Origin of the sequence: Stenotrophomonas sp. TEPEL, assembly GCF_004348785.1 — a bacterium.
GTDB lineage: Bacteria > Pseudomonadota > Gammaproteobacteria > Xanthomonadales > Xanthomonadaceae > Stenotrophomonas > Stenotrophomonas indicatrix.
On record NZ_QQXJ01000001.1, the window covers coordinates 3,561,333 to 3,581,449 of the forward strand.

Here is a 20,117-nt window from a genome sequence, read left to right on the forward strand (position 1 = left end):
CCGCGGTACGCCCCCGGCGCAGCCCACTACCAGGCCATGCGCACGCCCAGTTGGCCACCCACGTTGCGATAGTCCTGCTCACCCCGCTGCACGGTCACCCCCGCCCACGCGCCCCAGCGGATGCCCAGCTTCAACTCGGCACCTGCCTGCACTTCATAGCGGTTGCGCGGCACTTCGGCAGCCAGGGTATCGCCGTCGAAATCCAGGCTGCTGGTGCGGCTGCCCCGCAACCAATTCACGCCCAGGAACGGCTGCACCACGTTGCCCTCCCCGGTGCCACGGCCGAACACACGCAGGCCCACACGCCCACTCAGGCCGCCGGCATCATCGTTGTCCACTACGGTACCGTTGCTCTCCACATGCCGATTGGCACGGTAATCCACGTAGGACAGCTGCAACTGCGGCTGCAGGTACAGATTCGCGGACACGCCCTGCCACACGTTGATCGTGTAGCCGCCCTCCAGCGAACCGATGCCCGCACGCGAATCATAGGACTCACGGGCCAGACCATCGCCCTGCACACGGTTGTCGAAGCGTGCGTACTGCACACTGGCATCCACATACAGCCCAAGGCCCTGCGATGGGTCCTGCAACCAGGTTCCGTATACACCTGCCGCCGCGCCACGCACACGCCCGCGGGCGCTGTACGCGGTCAGGTCCGATGTCACCGCGCTGCTGCTGCGGCCGCTCCCCAGCATTACGCCCAGCGCCAATCCTTCCCGCTGGAACAGGTCGCTGCCGATCTGCACCACCGCACTGCTGCCACGCACCGACAACTGCTGGCCCAGCGTAGTGAACTGCGGCTGCTGCTGACTGACGCGCGCCCATGCACCGCGCCCTTTTGCAAACGACGGCTCGCCCACGCGGTCGTGCAGGCGGTGCTGGAACATGTTTACCGCCGCAACCTGGTTTGCCAGGTACGCGCCAGGTTCCGGGCGCAGTATCGGTTCGGGGATGACCGGGGTGCATCCGGCGGCTTCGGGATCGACGTCGCACGGATCGGGAATCACCGGCGTGCAGCCCGGCCCCGTCGGGTCCACCTCACACGGGTCCGGAATCACGGGTGTACATCCCGGGCCATCGGGATCTGCTTCACACGGATCGTACGCTGCCGAGCGCAGGTACCAATTGCCCTCACCTCCGGCAACACCGCCCTTGTGCAGCAGATACTCATACAGCCCGGCCACCGCGCGGCCGGACAGTGTATAGGCGCCCAGCGACGCACCATCCACCTGGATCAGTTCGATACCATCGACCGTCTGCGCGCCGCGGCCACCCAGGTTTTCCACGCTGATGCTGGCATCGCCGCCGGTATCGCCCAGCACATGCAGGTGGCCCAGCTCAGAGGCATCGTCGGCCAGAGCGCCGCGGAACATCAGGCGCGCACCGGTGGTGGTCAGATCGCCCGTGACCGTGAGCGTGCCCACGCCACCACGGGCATCGCTGCCCAATACCAGCGTACTGTCGTCCAGCGTCAGCGCGCCGACCTCCGATGTACCCTGCAGCGTCCATTGGCTGCCGCCTGCGAGGCTGACGTTCTGCGCCAGCACGGTACCGCCGCTCCACAGCGAGGCGGCATCCAGGGCAACATGCACCTCCGACTGCGGCACCAAGCCGGCGGCGACGTCGTCGGGGTGGATCACCACATCGCCGTTCATCTGCGCACCGTCTTCCAGCCGTACATCGAAGCGGCCGGCGACTGCGGCATCCAGTGCCAACGCGGTTCCGTTGCCACCGGTCAGTTGTGCGCCATTGGCCAGCACCAGCTCACTGTCGCGACTGCTGCGCAACCACAGGCCACCGCCCTGCGCACTGACCAGTGAGCCGCCATTGATGGTCAACCGGCCGTTGTCTTCGATCAATGCCGCCCAGGCATCGGCGCCTTCGGTACGCACATCGGTATCGGCCAGCGTCAGCCGGCCCGAACCACGCGACACCACACCGGTTGCCTGCGCGCCGCGGGTGAGTACCTGGCTGCCGGCGATGTCCACCCCGGCGCCGCCGCGCACCATCACACCCGCAGCACCGTCGCCGTCGGTGGTGATGGACATTGCACTGGCGGTGACGCTGGGCCTGAAGCCGCTGATGCGCACATCGGCGTACAGACCGTGGCTACTGGCGCCCTGCGTGTCGATCTGTACGTTGTCCAGGGTCGTGGTGCCCGCGCGCAGGTCCATGCCCACCGCGCTGTCAGCCTCGGTGCTCACCGTACTGTCCTGCATCGACAACGTGGATTCGTGGTAAACGCGTACCGCTGCCTGCTGATGGCTGAGGAAGCGGGTTCCCTCGACCGTTGCCGTATTGCTCATGCCATTCACATCCAGCGCAACCTGCTCGGAAGTGACGCTGCCACCGGTAAGGGTCAGCCGCGCGTTCTCGCGCAGGATGATGCCGCTGTCGGCCTCCATCCGCACGTCGGTCAGCGTGGTCTGGCCAGCAGTCAGGTCGGCCGCGCGGCTGCCGGCCCCCAATGCCGTGATGCTGCCGCCGCGCATGCGCAACAACCCGCCACCACTAAGACCCATCGCGTTGTCGTTCTGCATCTCGATATCGACATTGACCATGGCCACCTGCGAGCCCACCTGTGCCACCACGCCCAGGCCCACGCCGAGTCCTGGCGTTTCATGGACCACCCGGGTGTCGCTCAGGTTCACTATGCCGCCTTGGTCGGCCAGCACCACCGTGGTACCCGCAGCGCGACTGATCAAGGTGGCGCGCTCCACATAGACCAGCGATGCAAAGCCACCCGAGCCGGTGGACCGTATCGCGTTGGCGTTGGCCCCTTCCACCGCCACCTGCCCATCCGAGAAGTAGATCTCGCTGACGCCGACGGCGAACAGGCCATGCGCACCGTTGCCACGGGCGAGGATATCGCTGCTGGCCAGGGTCATCAGGCCGTTCTCTACCTGCGCGCCATGGCTTCCCGTTCCCGTGGTTTCCACGCGGGCATTGTTGGCCACCATCTGGTAACCATCCACCGACAGCCCCGCCGCGTTCGCCCCTGCTGTCGTGATGTCCGCGCCATCGAGTGTGATCTGGCTACCCGGACCTTCCGCTCTGGCACCGGCATCGCCGTCGCCTGTGGTCGCCAGGGTTACCGGGCCCAGTGGCGTGATGCTGCCGCCGTTGAGCGCATGGAAGGCATGTCCTGCGGTGGTCTGGTAGGTCCCCGCAGGAGGGGTCTCCTGCGTGCCATTGGCCACGACCTGCTGGGCCAGGGCGATGGGGGCGGCTGCTACGCTGGCCACTGCCAGAGCAAGCAGATGGGGGCGGAGTCGAAGCGTCTGCATGGCGGTCTCCACGAAGGAAGCTCGGAATGTCAGGGGTTGCCACTGCACTGCTACGTGATCCCGCGCCTTTGCCAGACGGGGCTGCGCGACCTTCGTTCGTCCTGCGTGATATGAACGTGAAGGTCGCGAAAAGGCGGCGCCGTGTGCATTGTGCACCTTCATCAGGGCCCTACCAGTAATCAACGTTCAGCACGGCCTCGCCCTTGATGGTGCCGGGTACCAGCGCATCGTTGGTGCGGATGTAGCGCGCGGTGAACTGGTGATCGTGCACGCCGCCCGCGCCCGGGTCGAAGTCCCAGGTCTGGCCGAACTGCACTTCGGCACCACCGCGCAGCAACTGCACGCGCACGCCCTCGGCATCGGAGTCGGCGGTGGGGGTCAGCTGGCTGCCGGTGTTGCTGGCATCGCCGGCGTCACTCAGTGTCATCCGCGCACGCGGCGCCTCGGCACCGCAGTCCATGCGGATTGCGACCAGCTTTTCCTTGGCAGTGGAACCGGGCACGGACAGCTCTGCCGTCTGCACGTCCTGCAGGGTTTCGGCCTTGTCCTGCAGTGGGCAGGTCGCGGCGGGGAACTTCAGATCCAACTGCACGACCGTCTGGGTATCAATCGAGGGTAGCGACGGCGCCCGCATGGTGATCGTGCCTACCATGGGCGGGGGCGTTCTCATTCGGCCCCCACGGGAAAAGACTACTGCCCAGTACTGGATCGCCGCTTCAGTCGCCCCCCCGCCCATCTCGAATAGTCCGGGCACCTCCTGGCCGTTACGTAGCGGACCGTCTTCAGAATGGGCGACGTGATGGTAGAACATCACCAGTGGGGCGTCGGGTGCCGCCGCATATGCAGGATAGGTCTGCCCCTTGTAAGTGACCTCGCCTTCATAGGTGAGGCCCGGCATGTCCAGCGTCATGAAGACCGGCACATCCCGTTTTTCCGGACAGCCCATGAAGGAACGCGAGGCCATCTTTTTGTCAAACTGCGCCCTATCCGTTTCCGGATAGGTGTCATACATCTTGTCCAGTACCAGGTCGCGGTTGATGCCGTACTCGACACAGGCAGCTGCACTGCCTGCGCAGAACAGCAACCCCAGCAGCGAAGTCGCCAGCAGCCTGCGGACGGGGTCGTGGATGGCAGGCGTTGCAAGGGAGGTGTTGGCGTTCATATCTGTCTCCGGGGGTCACGTTCGAGCCTGAAACGGCTCACTCGTAGTCAGCGGTAACCACGATCTCGGTGGACACGTCACCGGCGCTCAGCGCCGCACCGGTGGGCACGTAGTACGCCGCGCGCAGGTCATAACGCGCGGTGGCGCCGGTCACCGGCACATCGATGCCGGTGTCGCCATCCTTCAGGTAGGTGGTGCCGGTGGTACCGGCCAGCAGCGAGATCGACACACCGCTGGCCGGGTTGGTGGTGGCGGTGTTCTTCCAGCGCTCGGCATCGCCATCGGCGGCCGTGCCGGCGAAGGACAGCACGGCCTTGCTCACGCCCACGCAGCCGTTGAACTCCAGCGCACCGGCCTTGATCTGGCTGTCCGCGCCGGGGGTGAGGTCACTGGCCTTCACCGGGTCCAGGTCGATCGGCGCGGCGGTGAGCGTGCAGGTGCCGGGCAGCACCCGGCCGGTGATGGTGAGGGTGGCGCTGTCGGCCAAGGCTACCGGCGCGGCGGCCAGCAGAGCGGTGGAAAGGGCAATGCGGTTGAACAGCTTCATGGAAAACTCCTGCGAGTGACGTTAGGGAAAGAATTCAGAGCGAGGTGGCATCGACCGCAGTCAAGGCGGCCTGCAAGCCGGGGCTGGGCGGCGGCAAGGGCGTGCACACCGCTTGGCTCCAGGACAGCCCGTAGGCATCCGGTGCAGCGGGCGTGGTGTACTCCAGGCGGCAGCGCTGCGGGCCATCGGGGTCGACGATCAACTGCCCCTGTTCGGGCGCGCCGCGCAGCTGGATCACACCGCCCTGGCCCACCGCGCCGTAGCTGCGGCCCGTCTCATCTTCGATGCGCGCGGCAAACGGCAACGGTTGGCCCAGCGCATCGGTGGCATCGATGAACAACGTGCGCTCGCGCGTGGCGTTGAAGGCCACGCGCACGATGCTGCCTGCGGTCGGTGCCACCCGCTGCGAGGTCTGCAGCAGCTCCACGTCCATCGACAGGCCGGACGGATCCAGCTCGATCTGGTTCCAGCGGTAGGGGCTGACATGCGGCAGCAGCGCGTAGCCGTTGCGGCCGATGCGCACCTCGTTGCCATAGCCGATGCGCGCACCCTGCGCACCGTCGGCCTGGACCAGGGCGAAGCCATCGCCCACCGGCGCACCGAAGTTGATGCCATCGCGATGCAGCACCACGCTGCCAGCCGCACTGGCATTGAAGGCGTTGTAGTCACCCGAGCGGCTGTAGCCGGCGGTGACCGTGCCATGCCCGCCGCGGTAGGACGCGTAGGCGCTGGCGCTGCTCGCCCCATCACTGGCGTCACTGGCAGCCAGGCTGTAGCTCAGCTGCTGGTCCTTGCCCAGCGTGCCGTTCAGGCCAAGCTGGCCTTGTTCGCCGCGTGCCGACTGCGCCAGCTGCGCGCTCAGGCGCGGCGCACTGGGCGCCTTGCCCAGCGGAATGCTGAGGGTGGCCGAGTAGCGGGTGTCCTGGCGGCCATCGCCCTGCCGGTAGCGCACCGCCGACAGGCTGTAGTTGGCACGGCCGATGCTGCTCTGGAAGCGCAGCTGCAGGTCGTTCTGCGGCGCAGCGCCATCCCAGTAGCGGACGTGGCCGCCACTCAGCGACAGCGTGCTGCGCTCACCGATGCGCTGGGAGAAATTCACCTGGAAGCGCTGGCGGGCGCGGCTGCTGTAGCCCCAATCATCCGCGCGCGCCTGCGCGAAGTCATTGAGCGAAAGATAGCCGCGGGTGCTGTAGCGGAGCGCGGCCAGGCCGAAGTTGGTGCCGGTGCTGGCAACGTAGCGCTGGTAGTTCAGCCGGAAGCTGTTGCCGGTGATCTGCTCGCCATTGGCCAGGCGCGCGCGCGAGTGGGTGACGTCGGCACCGAACGCGCCCAGCGGCGTGTTGATGGCCCCGCCGAACAGTGCGGACTGGAAATCCTCTGCCACCTGCATGCCGCCCAGGGCGGTGAAGTGGTTGCTGATGCCACGCGCATACGTGCCCTCGGCAAAGCGCAGCGATTCGCGCACGCCACGGGCATCGCGCAGCTCGCCAGCGGTGGCACTGAAGCGGCTGGCACCGGGTCGCAAGGCCTGCGGCACGGCGGAGAAGTTGACCTTGAAATTCTGCTGGCGGCCGTCAGCTTCGGTGACGGTGACATCGAGGTCGCCGCCGAAGTTGGTGGGATACAGGTCTTCGATGGAGAACGGACCGGGCGCCACACTGACTTCATGGATGACGTTGCCGTTCTGGCGGATGGTCACCACCGCATTGCCTTCGGCGATGCCCTGCACCACCGGCGCGAAGCCGCGCAGCGAGTCCGGCAGCATGCGTTCGTCACTGGCCACGCGCACGCCGGTGAACGACAGCGACTCGAACAGTTCGCCACCGGTATTGCCCTGCCCCAGCAGCAGCTGGGCGTTCCATGCCGGAAGATCGCGCTGCAGCGTGCTGCTGATGACGTCGTGGCGCGAGCCGTAGCTGGTCTGGCTGAAGGACGAACGATGGCGCAGACGCCAGGCGCCCAGGTTGAGACCGGTGTTGAGACCCAGATAGGTGCTGTTGTGCCCCTGCGAACGGTTGTGGTTGACGTTGTAGTCGAAGAAGGCGGCCGTGATGCCGTGGTCACGCTGGTCCGGCGCCACATAGCCACGCGCATTGCGTGCTTGTGCGGCCTGCGGGATGTTGACCAGCAGTTGCAGGCTGCCACTGTCGAACTCCACGGTCGCGCCTTCCACCAGGGTGGGCAGCGCCACGCAGCTGGCATCGTCCCCATCCAGCGCTTCCATGTAGGCATCTTTCAGGGCCAGCTGGCGTACCAGGCCGGCAGGCAGGCACGCAGTGGCCCCGTGCGCTGAGGGAGCTGCCACGAAGGTGATGTCGCGCTTGTCGAGGAACTGGCCGTTGACCACCACGTCCAGCGGGTACACGCCCGGCTCCATCGGGTTGCCCTGCACATAGCGCTGCAGGTCGATCGACTTGCCGCCAATCAGGAAGCCCGCGCTGAACTCCAGATGTTCGGTGTCGCTGGCGTGCACAGGATTGAGCATGGCCAACGACAGCGCCGCAGCAATGGCCAGCCCCAACGGACGGCTTACCGGCGTGGCGGGCATACGGGAAGGAACGGCGTGCTTGTTCATGGCGGACGTCATTCGATGAGGCCGAAGCCGACATCGCTCGTAGTCAATGTGGGGCGCATCGTAGACAGCGCCCTCTCGCCTTCCCATGCAATTTGTTGCAAAGCGACATGACCGAACGAAAGGACGCGGGATGCGCTGAGGCACCTGTTTCGAGTCGGTTCAGGCCTTTTTTGTCGTATCAAGCCTGTCAATGGAATGCGTTGCATTACAGCCCTGCGGGAGTGCAACGGCGTGTGGCAGTACACGATGTCGCTCCATGACTGTGCGCTTTACCGCAAGCATGAAACAACCTTCCATGCAAGCAACTTGCAACTAATTGCATGTTCACACCGTGCCTGGCTGGGAACACTGTGCGCCTCTGCTGGCTCGCCCCATGCGGATCCACTGTTTCCCCAACCAAGGACATTGCAATGTCGAACCGATTCAACCTGATCGCTGCCGGCGCGCTCGCGCTGGCCCTGTCTCCCGCCGCGTCTGCCGAAAGGCTGGAGATCACCGGAGAGCTGGTGACAAGCACCTGCTCGGTCGATGCCACCGGCGGCACCGTCACCGTGCCGATGGGCAAGGTGGATGTGGCGTCGGTCAATGCCACCGACCGCGCCGGCATGAAGAACTTCAGCATCCTTCTGGACTGCACCGGTTCCGGTGCAGCCCAGAAGGTGGGCGTGCGCTTCGGCGGCACCCCCGATGGCAGCACCGGCAACCTGGCACTGGATGCGGCGTCTACTGCAACCAATGTGGGCGTTGCGCTGTATGACGCCGGTGGCAACCAGCAGAAGCTGGGCGAAGACCCGCTGCAGTGGGTCGACATTCCGGCCGCCGGTTCGGGCCAGCTGGACTACAGCGCCTGGTATTCGTCGCCGGGCCGCAACGCCACTGCCGGTTCCGCCAACGCCTCTGGCGATTTCGTCGTGCTGTACGACTGAGCACTGCTGTGCCGGTCCGTCAGCGGGCCGGCACTTCCCACCCGATGAGGAATGACGATGAAGATTCGTGCAATGACGTGGATGACCGCGCTGCTGGCTGGCGCATTGGCGCTGCCTGCATCGGCAGCGGTGACGCTGCAGGGCACGCGCATCGTGCATGACGCCGCGCAGGGCCGCGACGTCACCGTGCGCGCCACCAACGGTGGCGATCAGGCGGCCATGGTGCAGGTCTGGATTGACGACGGCGACAGCCATGCGCGGCCAGAGAACGTGCGCACCCCGTTCCGCTTGACGCCGGCCGACCCGCGCCTGCTGCAGGCGCACCAGGGCCAAGCGTACCGCGTGACCTACGCACCGCGACCGTCGGAAGCGCCGCTGCCCACCGACCGCGAATCGGTGTTCTATTTCAACCTGCTGGACATTCCCCCCAAGCCCGCCGATGCCGCCGGCAAGAACCTGCTGCAGTTCGCGGTGCGTACGCGGGTGAAGCTGTTCCATCGCCCTGCCGGACTGCCCGGCAACGCGCGTGATGCCGCAGGCCAGTTGCAGTGGCGTGCACAGGGCGGTGCTCTGCAGGTGAGCAACCCCAGCGCCTACCACGTGACCATAAGTACGTTGACGCTGCCCGACGGCCGCAAGGTAGAGGCGGACATGATCGCGCCCGGGGCCGAGGTGCGGCTGCCGCTGCCGAGCGGTGCGGCGATGCCGTCGTCGGTGACGTTCCAGTGGCTGGACGATTACGGCACGCCGCGTGATGCCGAGGCCGCCGTCGCGCGTTGAATGCAGCCGGGCAAGCGTTCGGTTCGACATCTGCCATGCAGGAAATGTCGCAACTGGCGCGCGCATGTGCGCCTGGCTCAGCACAGCGCATGCGACACGCATCTGCAACGTTTTCGAAATTGAAACTTTTCTGATTGGTATAGCAGCACCTGCGTGCACATCATGGCGCGCCACCGACAACGGGTGGCACGGGCTTGCAATCCCGTTTGGCAACTTTGTTGTTTACGCTTGCCTGTCGGCGTCGCTCTTTCCTTGTTGGGCGGCGTCGGCAGGCAATCCGTCCGTGCCCTATGGCGGGCGGTGCGTGGGGGCCTCGTGCCCGCCGGCGTTTCGCAGAGTTGCCACCGGTATTGCAACCACGCACTGTCCGCCGCCCTCGTCCAGTGCGAGGGCGGCCCCTTGCTTCGCACTCAAGGACGCCGCCATGACTTCTTCGCTCTATCCCTATCTGTTCGCCACATTGGGCGACGCCGTCGAACGCCTGCCAGACGATCTGGCCAAAGCACTGGAAACCACGTTGGGCAGCACGATGCGCGCCCACGCCGATGAAGGCATCACCCTGCTCGGCTGCCTGCAGCGCATCCGCCACGTGGACGCTGCTGACGGCCAGCCGTGGCCGGACAAAGGACGCAAGCAGTGCTTTGGCTTCGCGATGGCACGCATCGACCGCGCCAATGCCGGGCTCACCTTGCTGCTGGAACTGCTGCACGCCATCGAACGCGTGCGCGTGGACGGCGATGCGGACCAGCAGGTGGGCGATGATGTGCGCGAAGGCTTGCTGCTGGCCTGCCGTGGGCTGGCCGAGTATGTGGATGTGCAGTTGCGGGTGGCGTAAGCAGGGCTGCTGCGCGCGCCGGCCCTGCCCTTGGTTGGCACCTACCAGAGCAACGCGGTAGCGCCGGGCCATGCCCGGCGTTCTGGTAGGTGTCGACCTCGGTCGACACAGCGTCGGCGCGAAGGCCTGACACATCCGTGCCAACCAAGGTTGGCACCCACCAGGACAACACGGTAGCGCCGGGCCATGCCCGGCGTTCTGGTAGGCGTCGACCTTGGTCGACGCAGCGTCGGCACGAAGGCCTGACACATCCGTGCCAACCAAGGTTGGCACCTACCAGAGCAACACGGTAGCGTCGGGCCATGCCCGGCGTCCTGGTAGGTGTCGACCTTGGTCGNCACAGCGTCGGCGCGAAGGCCTGACACATCCGTGCCAACCAAGGTTGGCACCTACCAGAGCAACACGGTAGCGCCGGGCCATGCCCGGCGTTCTCCTGTGTCAGGCGAAATGCTCGTATCCGCTCGGGCCGTCGTGGCCTTCGGTGTGCACGCCCTGCCCTTCCATGATGCGGCCGATGCGGGTGATCGGCACGTCCAGCGATTCGGCGACGTAGTGCAGCGCATCGCGCTGGTCGGCGGCGGCGGTGAAGCACAGTTCGTAATCGTCGCCGCCGTGCAGCGCGCAATCACGGGCGCCATCGCGGCCGAGCAGTTCGCGCAGTGCCGACGACATCGGCAATGCATCGGCGTCGACTTCAGCGCGCACACCACTGCGTGCAGCGATGTGGCCCAGGTCGGCCAGCAGGCCATCGGAGATGTCCACGGCGGCATGCGCGAAGGCACGCAGGCGCAGGCCCAGGGTGACGCGCGGGGTAGGACGCAACAGACGCAGGCGCAGGGTTTCGTAGTCGGCCAGCAGGGTGGCGGCGGTGACGTTCAATGCGCCCTGCTGCCACAGCCGCAGCGCACCGGCGGCATCGCCCAGCGTGCCGCTGACCCAGATGTCATCGCCAATCTGTGCGCGATCACGACGCAGCGCCTGGCCGCGGGATACCTGGCCCATCGCGGTAACCGACAGCGACAGCGGGCCACGCGTGGTGTCACCGCCGATCAGGGCGATGTCGTGCTGGTCGGCCAGGGCGAAAAAGCCATCGGCGAAGGCATCGATCCAGTCTTCGCTGGCCTCGGGCAGCGACAGCGCCAGCGTGCACCAGGCCGGACGCGCGCCCATCGCCGCTAGGTCGGACAGGTTGACGGCCAGCGTCTTCCAGCCGATGTCGAACGCCGGGGTCTCGGCCGGGAAATGCACGCCGCTGTTGAGCGTGTCGGCGGTGACCACCAGCTGCTCGTTCGGGCGCGGCTGCAGCAGCGCGGCGTCATCGCCGATGCCGAGCACGATGTCGTCGCGCTCGACGGTGCGGGCGCGGATGCGGTCGATGAGGGCGAATTCGGCCAGGGACATGGGGCGCTCCCGCGTTTGTACGTGCCGCGCAGTGCGCGGTGGGCGGTAGTGCCGGCCGCAGGCCGGCAACCTCAGAATCCCCGCAGTTGCCGGCCAGCGGCCGGCATTACCACAGGTGGGTCAGTGACCCGATTCGACCTTGCGCCATTCCACGGCGGCACGATCCAGCACGCCGTTGACGTAGGTGTGGCCATGTTCGGAACCGAAACGCTTGGCCGATTCGATGGCTTCGTTGATGACCACGCGGTACGGCACGTCCAGGCGGTAACGCAGTTCGTAACCGGCCAGGCGCAGCACGGCGCGTTCAATCGCGTCCACTTCGTCGATGCTGCGGTCAAGGTACGGGCCGAAGGCTTCGTCGATGTCGCGACGGTTGTCGAGCACGCCATGCACCAGCGCTTCGAAGTAGGCCAGGTCGGCGATTTCGCGGGCCTGTTCGTGGGCGAACTGGGCGATCAGCGACTGGCCGTTGCCGCCGGAGATCTGCCAGGCATAGATGGCCTGCACGGCACGACGGCGCGCGCGCGAGCGCAGCACCGGATCGATGCCATCGCGGCGGACGGGTTTACCGGAGGGCTTGCCCTGGGTGTTCTTGTTCATGGCAGCTGCTCCAGAAGGTTGACCATTTCCAATGCGGCGAGTGCGACTTCCTCGCCCTTGTTGCCGTGGCTGCCGCCTGCGCGGGCCTCGGCATCTTCCACGCGTTCCACGGCCAGCACGCCGTTCAGCACCGGCACGCCGAAGTCCAGCTGCACGCGCATCAGGCCTTCGGCACAGCGGTCGGCCACGTGTTCGTAGTGGCGGGTGTCGCCTCGGATCACGCAGCCCAGGGTGAGGATGGCGGCGTGTTCATGGGCGGCGGCCAGGCGCGCGGCAACCAGCGGCAGCTCCCAGGCACCCGGCACACGGATCACGTCGATGTTGGCTTCGGCAATGCCGTTGCCGGCCAGGCTCTGGCGGGCGCCAGCAACCAGCACATCGGTGATGCGGGCGTTCCAGCGGCTGGCCAGGATGGCGAAGCGCGCCGATTCGGGAGTGCGAAGATCGCCTTCGTAGTGGCTCATATGCGGCTTGGGATTCGATTAAGGGGTAATTCTACCGTGGATGGGCCCCGGCCGTGGCTGGCGGGGGCCTGCAGGGTGTACCGACCAACGGTCGGCACCCACCAGAGGAAGGGCATGGTCGGCACCTATGGTGGGTGCCGACCGTTGGTCGGNACACCGAGCGGGTTACGGGGTGACCGTCTCCACCACTTCCAGGCCATAGCCGGCCAGGCCGACCTGGCGGCGGGGCGTGCCCAGCACGCGCAGCTTGCCCAGGCCCAGGTCGGACAGGATCTGCGCACCGGCACCATTGCGTCGCCACTGGCCCACGTCCTTGTCCTTGCCCGGCACCACCGGCGCCGGCTGCTGGCGCAGGCGGGCCAACAGCGCTTCGCCGTCGCGCGGGGCCGACAGCACCACCATCACGCCACTGCCTTCGGCGGCGATCGCGCGCAGGGCATCGGTGGCCGCCACGCCGAAGTCATCGCGGCGCCAGTGCAGCAGGTCGGCCAGCGGGTTTTCCACCTGCACGCGCACCAGGGTGGGCGTGTCGGCATCCGGGGTGCCGCGGACCAGGGCGAAATGCAGGTCGTGGGCGATGCGGTCGCGGTAGGTGACCAGCTTGAATGGGCCGAACTCGGTGTCGATATCACGCTCGTCCACGCGCTCGACGGTCTTTTCGGTGGCCAGGCGATAGGCGATCAGGTCGGCGATGGAGCCCATCTTCAGGCCGTGCTCGCGGGCGAACACTTCCAGCTCCGGGCGGCGCGCCATGCTGCCGTCCGGGTTGAGGATCTCCACCAGCACGCCGGCCGGTTCCAGCCCGGCCAGCATGGCCAGATCGACGCCGGCTTCGGTGTGGCCGGCGCGGGTCAGCACGCCACCGGGCTGGGCGATCAGCGGGAAGATGTGGCCCGGCTGGTGCAGGTCCGACGGCTTGGCATTGGGCTTCACCGCGGTGCGGATGGTGTGCGCGCGGTCATGCGCCGAGATGCCGGTGGTAACGCCCTCGGCAGCCTCGATGCTGACCGTGAAGTTGGTCTGGAACTGGGCGGTATTGGCCTGCACCATCGGCGCCAGGCCGAGATCGGCGGCTCGGGTGCGGGTCAGCGGCAGGCACACCAGGCCACGGCCGTGGGTGACCATGAAGTTGATGTCCGACGGTTTGACCAGCTCGGCGGCCATGATCAGGTCGCCTTCGTTCTCGCGGTCTTCGTCATCGACGATGACCACCATGCGGCCCAGGCGGATGTCTTCCAGGATGTCCGGAATCGGGGCGAAATTCATGCGACATCTCCCTGTGGGTGCCGACCGTTGGCCGGCACACTGATCAGCCGCTCCACGTAACGAGCGACCAGATCGATTTCCAGGTTGACCGCGCTGCCTACGCCGGTGGCGGAGAACGCGGTATTGGCCACGGTGTGCGGGATCAGCGCCACTTCAAAGCCTTCGTCATCCACTTCGTTGACGGTGAGGCTGACGCCGTCCACGCAGATCGAGCCCTTCTTGGCGATGTAGCGGCGCAGGGAGGCCGGCGCGGCGAAACGCCAGCGCTGGGCACGCGCATCTTCATGGATGGACAGGACCTGGCCGAGGCCGTCGACGTGGCCGCTGACCAGATGGCCGCCAAGGCGGTCGGTCGGGCGCATGGCACGTTCGAGGTTGATGACCGCACCTTCGACCAGTTGGCCGAGCGTGGTCAGGCCCAGGGTCTCGGTGGACGCATCGGCCTGGAAGCTGCCGGCGTCGAACGCGATGACGGTGAGGCAGACGCCGTTGATGGCGATGCTCTCGCCCATCTGCACGTGGTCGAACGGCAGGTTGCCGACATTGAAGGTGAAGCGGACATCGCCGCCGATGGATTCGCGTGCGGCCAGACGGCCGACGCCTTCGATGATTCCAGTAAACAAGTAACGTTCTCCGCGAAAAGTGAGCGAAAAACGCCGCAAGGCAAACAGGCGGGCGCAGGGCCGCAAAGGCCCTGTGGCACCGTCTTCTTTCATCCGGACTATGACCGTCGGCTCCGGCATTGGACCGGATCTGCTGACCCCCGACGGTAAGGCCGGGGCGCTCGCGGGCTCGTGCTTGCGCACCTACCGCCGGTGGGGAATTGCACCCCGCCCTGAAGACGTTTGTGTACCGGCGAACCGGCCCGCCAAGTGTAACAGCCCGGGCTGAACGGGGCCGGATGCCCGGGGTCGGATCCCTTTCCGCAGGAAAGGGCTCTGACCCCGGTTCGTTACAGGGGCCATGGGGTCAGAGCCGTTTCCCGAGGGGAAACGGATCCGACCCCACCCAGGTGCGCCCAGGCCTGTGACGGCCGTCGCTAGCCTTTCGTAAAACTTTCATTAAAATCGGCGGTCGGACGACATGAGGTCGCCACGGACTGCCGCACAGGTGGGCCGCCAATGGACTGAAATTCACAGGAATTCCCATGCGCAAGATCCTGATCGTGGCCGCCCTGCTGGCCGCTGCCCCGTTCTCGGCCTCCGCCGACGCCCTGAGCTACACCTACGTCGAAGGCGGCTGGACCCAGGTCAAGACCGACGACGACGTGTTCAACGACCCGAAGGTGGATGGTGGCTACGTGCGCGGTTCGATCGCGCTGGCCGAGCAGGTGCACGTGTTCGGCGGCTGGAACTACGGCAGCAAGTCGTACGACTACGACTACGGCTCGATGAAGCTGAAGCTGAACCAGCCGGAGCTGGGCATCGGTTACCACATGCCCTTCAGCGACCGCGTCGACTACACCGCCGACATCGCCTGGGTCCGCCAGCAGGCCGAAATCACCGTCAAGGACGTGGACTACGGCCGCTTCAGCGTTAAGGACCACACCAACCTGGTGCGCGCCACCATGGGCCTGCGTGGCAAGCCTTCGCGCATGACCGAAGCCTGGATCAAGGCCGGTTACATGGACGGTGGCAACGAGTTCAAGGGCACCTGGGTCGGCACCCTCGGTGGTCAGATCAACTTCACCCGTACCTGGGGTCTGGTGGGCGAGATCTCCGGCTACCGCGACGTCACCCAGTACTCGGCCGGCGTGCGCGCCAGCTTCTGATTGCCCGATCCTCGTCGTGCGATCGAACGGGTCCCGCAAGGGGCCCGTTTTTTGTTGGCCATCGCGCGCAATACGCTTGGCTGCGGCGCGCCATCGAATGCAATGACAATTGCGCTAGGCTTGCCGCCCTCTGGAACAGGAACACCGTCATGAAGACCCCGATCCGCGGCCTGCTGGCCACCGCACTGCTGTGCGCCCCCTTGTTCGCCGCGGCCGCCCCGGCGCAGCTGACGCCCGAACAGACCTTCGATCTTTACGCACGCGCATTGCTGGAAGACGATGCCGCCGCCACGCGCACACTCAACGATGCATTGAAGCCGGCCTTCGACGGCCAGGATTCGGTCACGCCGGTGCCGGGCATGATGGCCCAGGCGCTGGCCGAGCCGTGGCAGACGGTGCTGGCCGTGGCTGGAGTGAAGGGTGATCCCGCAGCGGCGGAAGCGATGTACACCAAGGCGCTGAAGGCCTCGCAGTGCCGTGCCACGCGCAGCAAGGTGGAAGACAACGAATTCGTGGACGACCAGAAGATCGCCAAGGTCGATTTCAGCTGCCAGCTGGCCGACCTGGGCAGCGTGCAGCCGTTGTTCCTGGCCAGCCTGACGGGTGAGGACAAGGCTCCGCGCGCGCGCTTCACCGAGGCCTACACCCAGGCCCTGCAGAGTGGCCCGCGCAAGGCCGTGACCGGCACCCTCACCTTGTACACCGCCAAGGACAAGGGCTACTGGTACAGCAGCAACTTCGACGATCTGGTGGGCCCGGTGCTGGATGCGCTGGCGCCGTTCGATGGCTGGATGCAGGACGCTGAAGCGGCCAAGGCACCGAAGGTGACCGGCGTGCCGGCCTGCGATCTGCTGCTGCAGCAGCACCGCAGCTGCGTGGCGAAGATCGCACCGGACCAGATCAGCGGTGTGGATGCGATGACCGAAGAGTTGAAAGCCAAGACGCAGGTGATGTCGACCGAGGAAATGACGCAGGAGTGCAAGGCACTGCGTCCGATGGCCGAGATGATGTGGACCGATGCGTGCGCGTGAGTTCACTGCGCTGAAGCGACTGGGGCTGGCTGCATTGCTGGCCCCGGTTGCGGTACTGGCGGCGCCGCCTGTGCCGACGCCCGGACACGTGTTCGAGCTGTACGCACAGGTGATCGTGCACGGCGATACCGCCGCCCAGGCCGAGCTGGGCCGCTATCTGGGCACAGGCAATGGCCCGGCGATCGCGGCGGCGCTGGCGAGCGCAAGCCACCTGGAGCAGGCGCCTGAAATGGCCGATTGGCCGCAGGCCGCCGCGGCCCTGCGCAGGCGCCAGACATCGGTGCGTTGCAGTGTCGGCAGCGTGCATCATCCGCAGGTAGACATCGCCGATGTTGACTACCGTTGCCACCTGCCGGACCTGACGGCCCTGCTGCCCCTCTATCGGCAGCACCCGGTGCCATTCAACGGACCACATCCGCCGCAGATGGCGAGCGAACTGGCTACGGCGTATACGCAGATGATCGCGACGGCACCGGACCGGGAGAGGATCATCACCGTGTCCTTCGAGCGCGATCATGACGGTGGCGCTTGGCGCGTACAGAACCCCGCCCCGCTGATGGGCGAACTGGCCGATGCGTTCCTGCCGTTCTTCGAGTGGAACGAGCACCCGCCTGGCGAGGATCGTTGAACTTGGAAAGGGGACGGAAGAGATCAAGTCGTTCTTGCCACAAACGACTTGACCCCCTCCGTCTCTTTTTTCATGGCCGCAGCAGCAGGCGCAGGTCTTCGCCCACTTGGCGCTGGTCGATCACGCGCAGACGGCGCTGCTGATCCATCACGTCGATGCCGAGGTCGGCCAGCAACGGGCGACCGCTGTCGCCCAGCAGTGTTGGCGCCTGGTACATCAGCAGTTCGTCCGCCCAGCCACCACGCACCAGAGCGCCAGCCAGGGTTGCACCGGCTTCGGTGTGCACTTCGTTGATGCCGCGCTCGGCGAGGAGTGCCAACACCGCGCCCAGATCAAGGCGACCGTGGCGGACGGCGACGCTGGCAAAGGCCGCGTCGGCGGCGTCGGGCGGGCTGATCATTGCATCGTGCAGGTACAGCGTGGGCGCCCCACCCACGCGCACGCGACTGCATTCCAGCGACCGCAGGCGTGAATCGAGGACGACGCGCAGTGGCGGCATCACTTCAGTGTCAGCCAGGCGCACGGTCAGCATCGGGTCGTCGGCGATCACGGTGTCGGCGCCGGTGAGGATCGCGCCAGCGCGCGCGCGCCAGTGCTGCACATCCTCGCGAGCGGCGGGGCCGGTGATCCACTTCGAGCTGCCGTCGGCCATTGCGGTGCGGCCATCGAGGCTGGCGGCCAGTTTCACCCGCAGCCACGGACGACCACGCTCCACGCGCGACAGGAAGCCCTTGTTGAGTTCGCGCGCCTGCGCCGCCATCAAGCCCTCGGCGACCTCGATGCCGGCATCGCGCAGCAGGTTGAAGCCACCGCCATCGACCTTCGGGAAGGGGTCGCGCATTGCCGCGACCACGCGCGACACGCCGGCTTCAATCAGCGCCAGTGCGCACGGCGGCGTACGGCCGTAATGCGCGCAGGGTTCCAGGGTGACGTAGGCGGTGGCACCACGCGCGTCGCTGCCGGCTTCGCGCAGGGCGAACACTTCGGCATGCGGGCCGCCAGCGCGCTGGTGCCAACCCTGCCCGACCACGCGCTCGCCATGGGCGATCACACAGCCGACCATCGGATTGGGACGGGTGGTATAGGCACCGCGCTCGGCAAGCCGCAATGCGGCAGCCATGTGCAGGTGGTCAAGGACGGTGAACGATGTGCTCATGCCGCCATGGTAACGCCGTAGGTGGAGATCCATGCCATCGTGCCAACCAACGGTTGGCACCCACCAATGGATGGGGACATGCGTGCCAACCAAGGTTGGCAGCTACCGAAGCAGAGGCCGTCAGCCCTTCTTTTTCTTGGTGAGGGCAATCACATCGCCCAGCAGCTGCAGTTGCTCGGTGCTGGAAGGCAGGTCGCGTTCGAGCTTCTCGATTTCCTCGCGGAAATCGGCCACGTCCTCAAAGCTGCGATAGACCGAAGCGAAACGCACATAACCGACATGGTCAAGCTTGCGCAGTTCGTTCATCACGAACTCGCCGACTTTGATCGACGGCACTTCGCGTTCGCCGCTGATGCGCAGCTGATGCACCACTGCGCGCACCGCCGCTTCAATCTTCTCTTCCGGCACCGCACGCTTCTGCAGCGCGCGGTCAAAGCCGGCGCGGACCTTGCGGGCATCGAAGGCTTCACGGGTGCCATCGCTCTTGACGATGGCCGGCAGCTTCAGTTCAACGGTTTCCAGCGTACTGAAGCGTTCGTTGCACGCCTCGCACTCACGCCGACGGCGAATCGTCGCGCCGTCTTCGGAGACGCGCGAGTCGATGACCCGTGTATCGGCATGCTGGCAGAAGGGGCAATGCATTGAACGCCTGGCTCAGGGAAATACCTGCTGCCACGGTCGTGGTAGCGTCGCAACGGTACCTGAGAAGGGGTTTTGCAGCAAATGCAGGCGGCAATCAGCCTTGTCCAGCAAGGCCCGGAGCGCGACGCAACCACACCAGATGCGCAGCCGGCACCAGCAGCGGCACGCCCAGCACCAGATAGCCCAGTACCTGCCAGGGGCTGCCGGCAAACAAGCTGAAAAGCACCACGCCGATCACCGCCAGCGCCGCCATGGCGCCCAGCGCCAAGCCGATCCAGGGAATACGGGCGGTGCGCCGCAGGCCATCGCGCCCTAGCCGCAGGTAGCGGATGCTGAGCCACAACCAGGCCAGCAAGCCGATCACACCCGCCAGCGCCCACAGCAACAGCACCGCACCTTCGTCGCCGCGCATCAGGCCGTGGCGGGTCAGGAAGGTGTAGATGCCGAAGCCGGCGACGCCGCCACCGGCCACCAGTGCAGGCAACCCCAGCAGCAGGCATTGGGCGATATACAGGCGTTTGTGCAGGCGCTCATCCATGCGTTCGAATCTCTTTGCAGGTCGCTCGCTTCACGCGCGCGCTCGCAGCCACAACAGCATGCCGGCAGGGACCAGCATCGACGGCCCCAGCAGCAGCAGACCGAAGCCTTCGGCGTGGACCGTGACGCTCCACCACGCCGCCAGCCCCAGCGGCGGCAAGGCGGCCAGACCTCCGGCCAGCAACATCCACCACCAGACCGGCCGCACCCGCAGACCGGCACGTCCGTGCATCAGGTAACCCGCACTGAGCCACAGCCAAGCCAGGCAGCCGGCAATGCCGGCCAGGCCCCACAGCGGCATCAGCGTCACCGATGCCAGGGTGCCGTGACCAAACTGGCCCAGGCCCATCAACAGCAGCAGCATCGCTGCGGCCCCACCGCCTACCAGGCTGGGCAGGCCGAAGAGCACAGCCAACGCTGCATAAAGATACTTGGGGCGGCGCTCATCCATGCGCGGGTACTCCGGTGCCGGGGTCAGAACCCTTCCCGCAGGGAAGGGCTCCGAC

The 20,117-nt window shown here is 66.4% G+C and carries 19 protein-coding genes and 1 riboswitch; of the genes, 6 read left to right on the forward strand and 13 right to left on the reverse strand.

Annotated features, from left to right (window positions below):
- Window positions 1-26: 26 nt before the first annotated feature.
- The 4 genes from TEP_RS16385 to TEP_RS16400 all read right to left on the reverse strand — a co-directional run bounded on the left by TEP_RS16385 (window position 27) and on the right by TEP_RS16400 (window position 7,484).
- A complete protein-coding gene (locus tag TEP_RS16385; protein WP_132825963.1) occupies window positions 27-3,290 on the reverse strand; it encodes an autotransporter outer membrane beta-barrel domain-containing protein in 3,264 nt (1,087 codons plus the stop codon).
- 169 nt (window positions 3,291-3,459) lie between these two features.
- On the reverse strand, window positions 3,460-4,452 hold the full coding sequence (locus TEP_RS19970) for a fimbrial protein (RefSeq protein WP_240790718.1): 993 nt from the start codon (window positions 4,450-4,452) through the stop codon (window positions 3,460-3,462).
- Between the two features lie 37 nt (window positions 4,453-4,489).
- Window positions 4,490-4,999, reverse strand: a complete 510-nt coding sequence (locus TEP_RS16395) for a fimbrial protein (protein WP_132825964.1) — start codon at window positions 4,997-4,999, stop codon at window positions 4,490-4,492.
- A 34-nt stretch (window positions 5,000-5,033) separates the two neighbouring features.
- Complete coding sequence (locus tag TEP_RS16400; protein WP_240790761.1) at window positions 5,034-7,484, reverse strand: fimbria/pilus outer membrane usher protein; 2,451 nt, start codon at window positions 7,482-7,484, stop codon at window positions 5,034-5,036.
- 500 nt (window positions 7,485-7,984) lie between these two features.
- Between TEP_RS16400 and TEP_RS16405 the strand changes: the two genes are divergently transcribed.
- The 3 genes from TEP_RS16405 to TEP_RS16415 all read left to right on the forward strand — a co-directional run bounded on the left by TEP_RS16405 (window position 7,985) and on the right by TEP_RS16415 (window position 10,115).
- Entirely contained in the window at window positions 7,985-8,500 is a 516-nt protein-coding gene (locus TEP_RS16405) for a fimbrial protein (protein ID WP_132825965.1), read from the forward strand.
- 57 nt (window positions 8,501-8,557) lie between these two features.
- On the forward strand, window positions 8,558-9,280 hold the full coding sequence (locus TEP_RS16410; protein WP_206140234.1) for a fimbria/pilus periplasmic chaperone: 723 nt from the start codon (window positions 8,558-8,560) through the stop codon (window positions 9,278-9,280).
- 424 nt (window positions 9,281-9,704) lie between these two features.
- The gene (locus TEP_RS16415; RefSeq protein ID WP_032978965.1) at window positions 9,705-10,115 is read left to right on the forward strand and encodes a hypothetical protein; all 411 of its coding nucleotides are present in this window, start codon (window positions 9,705-9,707) and stop codon (window positions 10,113-10,115) included.
- Window positions 10,116-10,553: 438 nt separating this feature from the next.
- On the opposite strand, the gene thiL is transcribed toward TEP_RS16415, so the two are convergent.
- The 5 genes from thiL to TEP_RS16440 form a co-directional block, all read right to left on the reverse strand.
- Window positions 10,554-11,516 (reverse strand): thiamine-phosphate kinase, encoded by a 963-nt coding sequence (thiL, locus tag TEP_RS16420; RefSeq protein WP_051562411.1) that lies wholly within the window; start codon window positions 11,514-11,516, stop codon window positions 10,554-10,556.
- A gap of 120 nt (window positions 11,517-11,636) precedes the next feature.
- Window positions 11,637-12,116, reverse strand: coding sequence for a transcription antitermination factor NusB (gene nusB / locus TEP_RS16425; protein WP_049469504.1), 480 nt, complete (start codon window positions 12,114-12,116; stop codon window positions 11,637-11,639).
- Entirely contained in the window at window positions 12,113-12,580 is a 468-nt protein-coding gene (ribH, locus tag TEP_RS16430; protein WP_025876639.1) for a 6,7-dimethyl-8-ribityllumazine synthase, read from the reverse strand. Before ribH ends, nusB begins: the two co-directional genes overlap by 4 nt.
- Before the next feature lie 165 nt (window positions 12,581-12,745).
- Complete coding sequence (gene ribB, locus TEP_RS16435) at window positions 12,746-13,846, reverse strand: 3,4-dihydroxy-2-butanone-4-phosphate synthase (protein ID WP_132825966.1); 1,101 nt, start codon at window positions 13,844-13,846, stop codon at window positions 12,746-12,748.
- Complete coding sequence (locus TEP_RS16440) at window positions 13,843-14,469, reverse strand: riboflavin synthase (protein ID WP_132825967.1); 627 nt, start codon at window positions 14,467-14,469, stop codon at window positions 13,843-13,845. The genes ribB and TEP_RS16440 overlap by 4 nt, the downstream gene beginning before the upstream one ends.
- A 77-nt stretch (window positions 14,470-14,546) precedes the next feature.
- A riboswitch (FMN riboswitch) is annotated at window positions 14,547-14,693 on the reverse strand.
- 300 nt (window positions 14,694-14,993) lie between these two features.
- Between TEP_RS16440 and TEP_RS16445 the strand changes: the two genes are divergently transcribed.
- The 3 genes from TEP_RS16445 (at window position 14,994) to TEP_RS16455 (ending at window position 17,276) form a co-directional block, all read left to right on the forward strand.
- Window positions 14,994-15,617, forward strand: coding sequence for an outer membrane beta-barrel protein (locus TEP_RS16445; protein ID WP_132825968.1), 624 nt, complete (start codon window positions 14,994-14,996; stop codon window positions 15,615-15,617).
- Between the two features lie 149 nt (window positions 15,618-15,766).
- A complete protein-coding gene (locus tag TEP_RS16450) occupies window positions 15,767-16,648 on the forward strand; it encodes a hypothetical protein (RefSeq protein WP_132825969.1) in 882 nt (293 codons plus the stop codon).
- Window positions 16,635-17,276 (forward strand): hypothetical protein, encoded by a 642-nt coding sequence (locus TEP_RS16455; RefSeq protein WP_132825970.1) that lies wholly within the window; start codon window positions 16,635-16,637, stop codon window positions 17,274-17,276. Before TEP_RS16450 ends, TEP_RS16455 begins: the two co-directional genes overlap by 14 nt.
- Window positions 17,277-17,346: 70 nt before the next feature.
- On the opposite strand, the gene ribD is transcribed toward TEP_RS16455, so the two are convergent.
- From ribD to TEP_RS16475, 4 genes are all read right to left on the reverse strand, one after another.
- Window positions 17,347-18,432: a bifunctional diaminohydroxyphosphoribosylaminopyrimidine deaminase/5-amino-6-(5-phosphoribosylamino)uracil reductase RibD gene (gene ribD / locus TEP_RS16460; protein ID WP_132825971.1), complete on the reverse strand. Its 1,086-nt coding sequence runs from the start codon at window positions 18,430-18,432 to the stop codon at window positions 17,347-17,349.
- 120 nt (window positions 18,433-18,552) lie between these two features.
- Entirely contained in the window at window positions 18,553-19,074 is a 522-nt protein-coding gene (gene nrdR / locus TEP_RS16465) for a transcriptional regulator NrdR (protein WP_025876654.1), read from the reverse strand.
- Window positions 19,075-19,168: 94 nt separating this feature from the next.
- Window positions 19,169-19,612: a hypothetical protein gene (locus TEP_RS16470; RefSeq protein WP_025876656.1), complete on the reverse strand. Its 444-nt coding sequence runs from the start codon at window positions 19,610-19,612 to the stop codon at window positions 19,169-19,171.
- 30 nt (window positions 19,613-19,642) lie between these two features.
- Window positions 19,643-20,062 carry a hypothetical protein gene (locus TEP_RS16475; RefSeq protein WP_132825972.1) on the reverse strand — a complete coding sequence of 140 codons (420 nt, stop codon included), beginning with the start codon at window positions 20,060-20,062 and terminating at the stop codon, window positions 19,643-19,645.
- Window positions 20,063-20,117: the final 55 nt, after the last annotated feature.

Coding starts and splice junctions, on each gene's coding strand:
- TEP_RS16385 (WP_132825963.1), bottom strand. CDS start 3,290: ATGCAGACGCTTCGACTCCGCCCCCATCTGCTTGCTCTGGCAGTGGCC.
- TEP_RS19970 (WP_240790718.1), bottom strand. CDS start 4,452: ATGAACGCCAACACCTCCCTTGCAACGCCTGCCATCCACGACCCCGTC.
- TEP_RS16395 (WP_132825964.1), bottom strand. CDS start 4,999: ATGAAGCTGTTCAACCGCATTGCCCTTTCCACCGCTCTGCTGGCCGCC.
- TEP_RS16400 (WP_240790761.1), bottom strand. CDS start 7,484: ATGCTCAATCCTGTGCACGCCAGCGACACCGAACATCTGGAGTTCAGC.
- TEP_RS16405 (WP_132825965.1), top strand. CDS start 7,985: ATGTCGAACCGATTCAACCTGATCGCTGCCGGCGCGCTCGCGCTGGCC.
- TEP_RS16410 (WP_206140234.1), top strand. CDS start 8,558: ATGAAGATTCGTGCAATGACGTGGATGACCGCGCTGCTGGCTGGCGCA.
- TEP_RS16415 (WP_032978965.1), top strand. CDS start 9,705: ATGACTTCTTCGCTCTATCCCTATCTGTTCGCCACATTGGGCGACGCC.
- thiL (WP_051562411.1), bottom strand. CDS start 11,516: ATGTCCCTGGCCGAATTCGCCCTCATCGACCGCATCCGCGCCCGCACC.
- nusB (WP_049469504.1), bottom strand. CDS start 12,116: ATGAACAAGAACACCCAGGGCAAGCCCTCCGGTAAACCCGTCCGCCGC.
- ribH (WP_025876639.1), bottom strand. CDS start 12,580: ATGAGCCACTACGAAGGCGATCTTCGCACTCCCGAATCGGCGCGCTTC.
- ribB (WP_132825966.1), bottom strand. CDS start 13,846: ATGAATTTCGCCCCGATTCCGGACATCCTGGAAGACATCCGCCTGGGC.
- TEP_RS16445 (WP_132825968.1), top strand. CDS start 14,994: ATGCGCAAGATCCTGATCGTGGCCGCCCTGCTGGCCGCTGCCCCGTTC.
- TEP_RS16450 (WP_132825969.1), top strand. CDS start 15,767: ATGAAGACCCCGATCCGCGGCCTGCTGGCCACCGCACTGCTGTGCGCC.
- TEP_RS16455 (WP_132825970.1), top strand. CDS start 16,635: ATGCGTGCGCGTGAGTTCACTGCGCTGAAGCGACTGGGGCTGGCTGCA.
- ribD (WP_132825971.1), bottom strand. CDS start 18,432: ATGAGCACATCGTTCACCGTCCTTGACCACCTGCACATGGCTGCCGCA.
- nrdR (WP_025876654.1), bottom strand. CDS start 19,074: ATGCATTGCCCCTTCTGCCAGCATGCCGATACACGGGTCATCGACTCG.
- TEP_RS16470 (WP_025876656.1), bottom strand. CDS start 19,612: ATGGATGAGCGCCTGCACAAACGCCTGTATATCGCCCAATGCCTGCTG.
- TEP_RS16475 (WP_132825972.1), bottom strand. CDS start 20,062: ATGGATGAGCGCCGCCCCAAGTATCTTTATGCAGCGTTGGCTGTGCTC.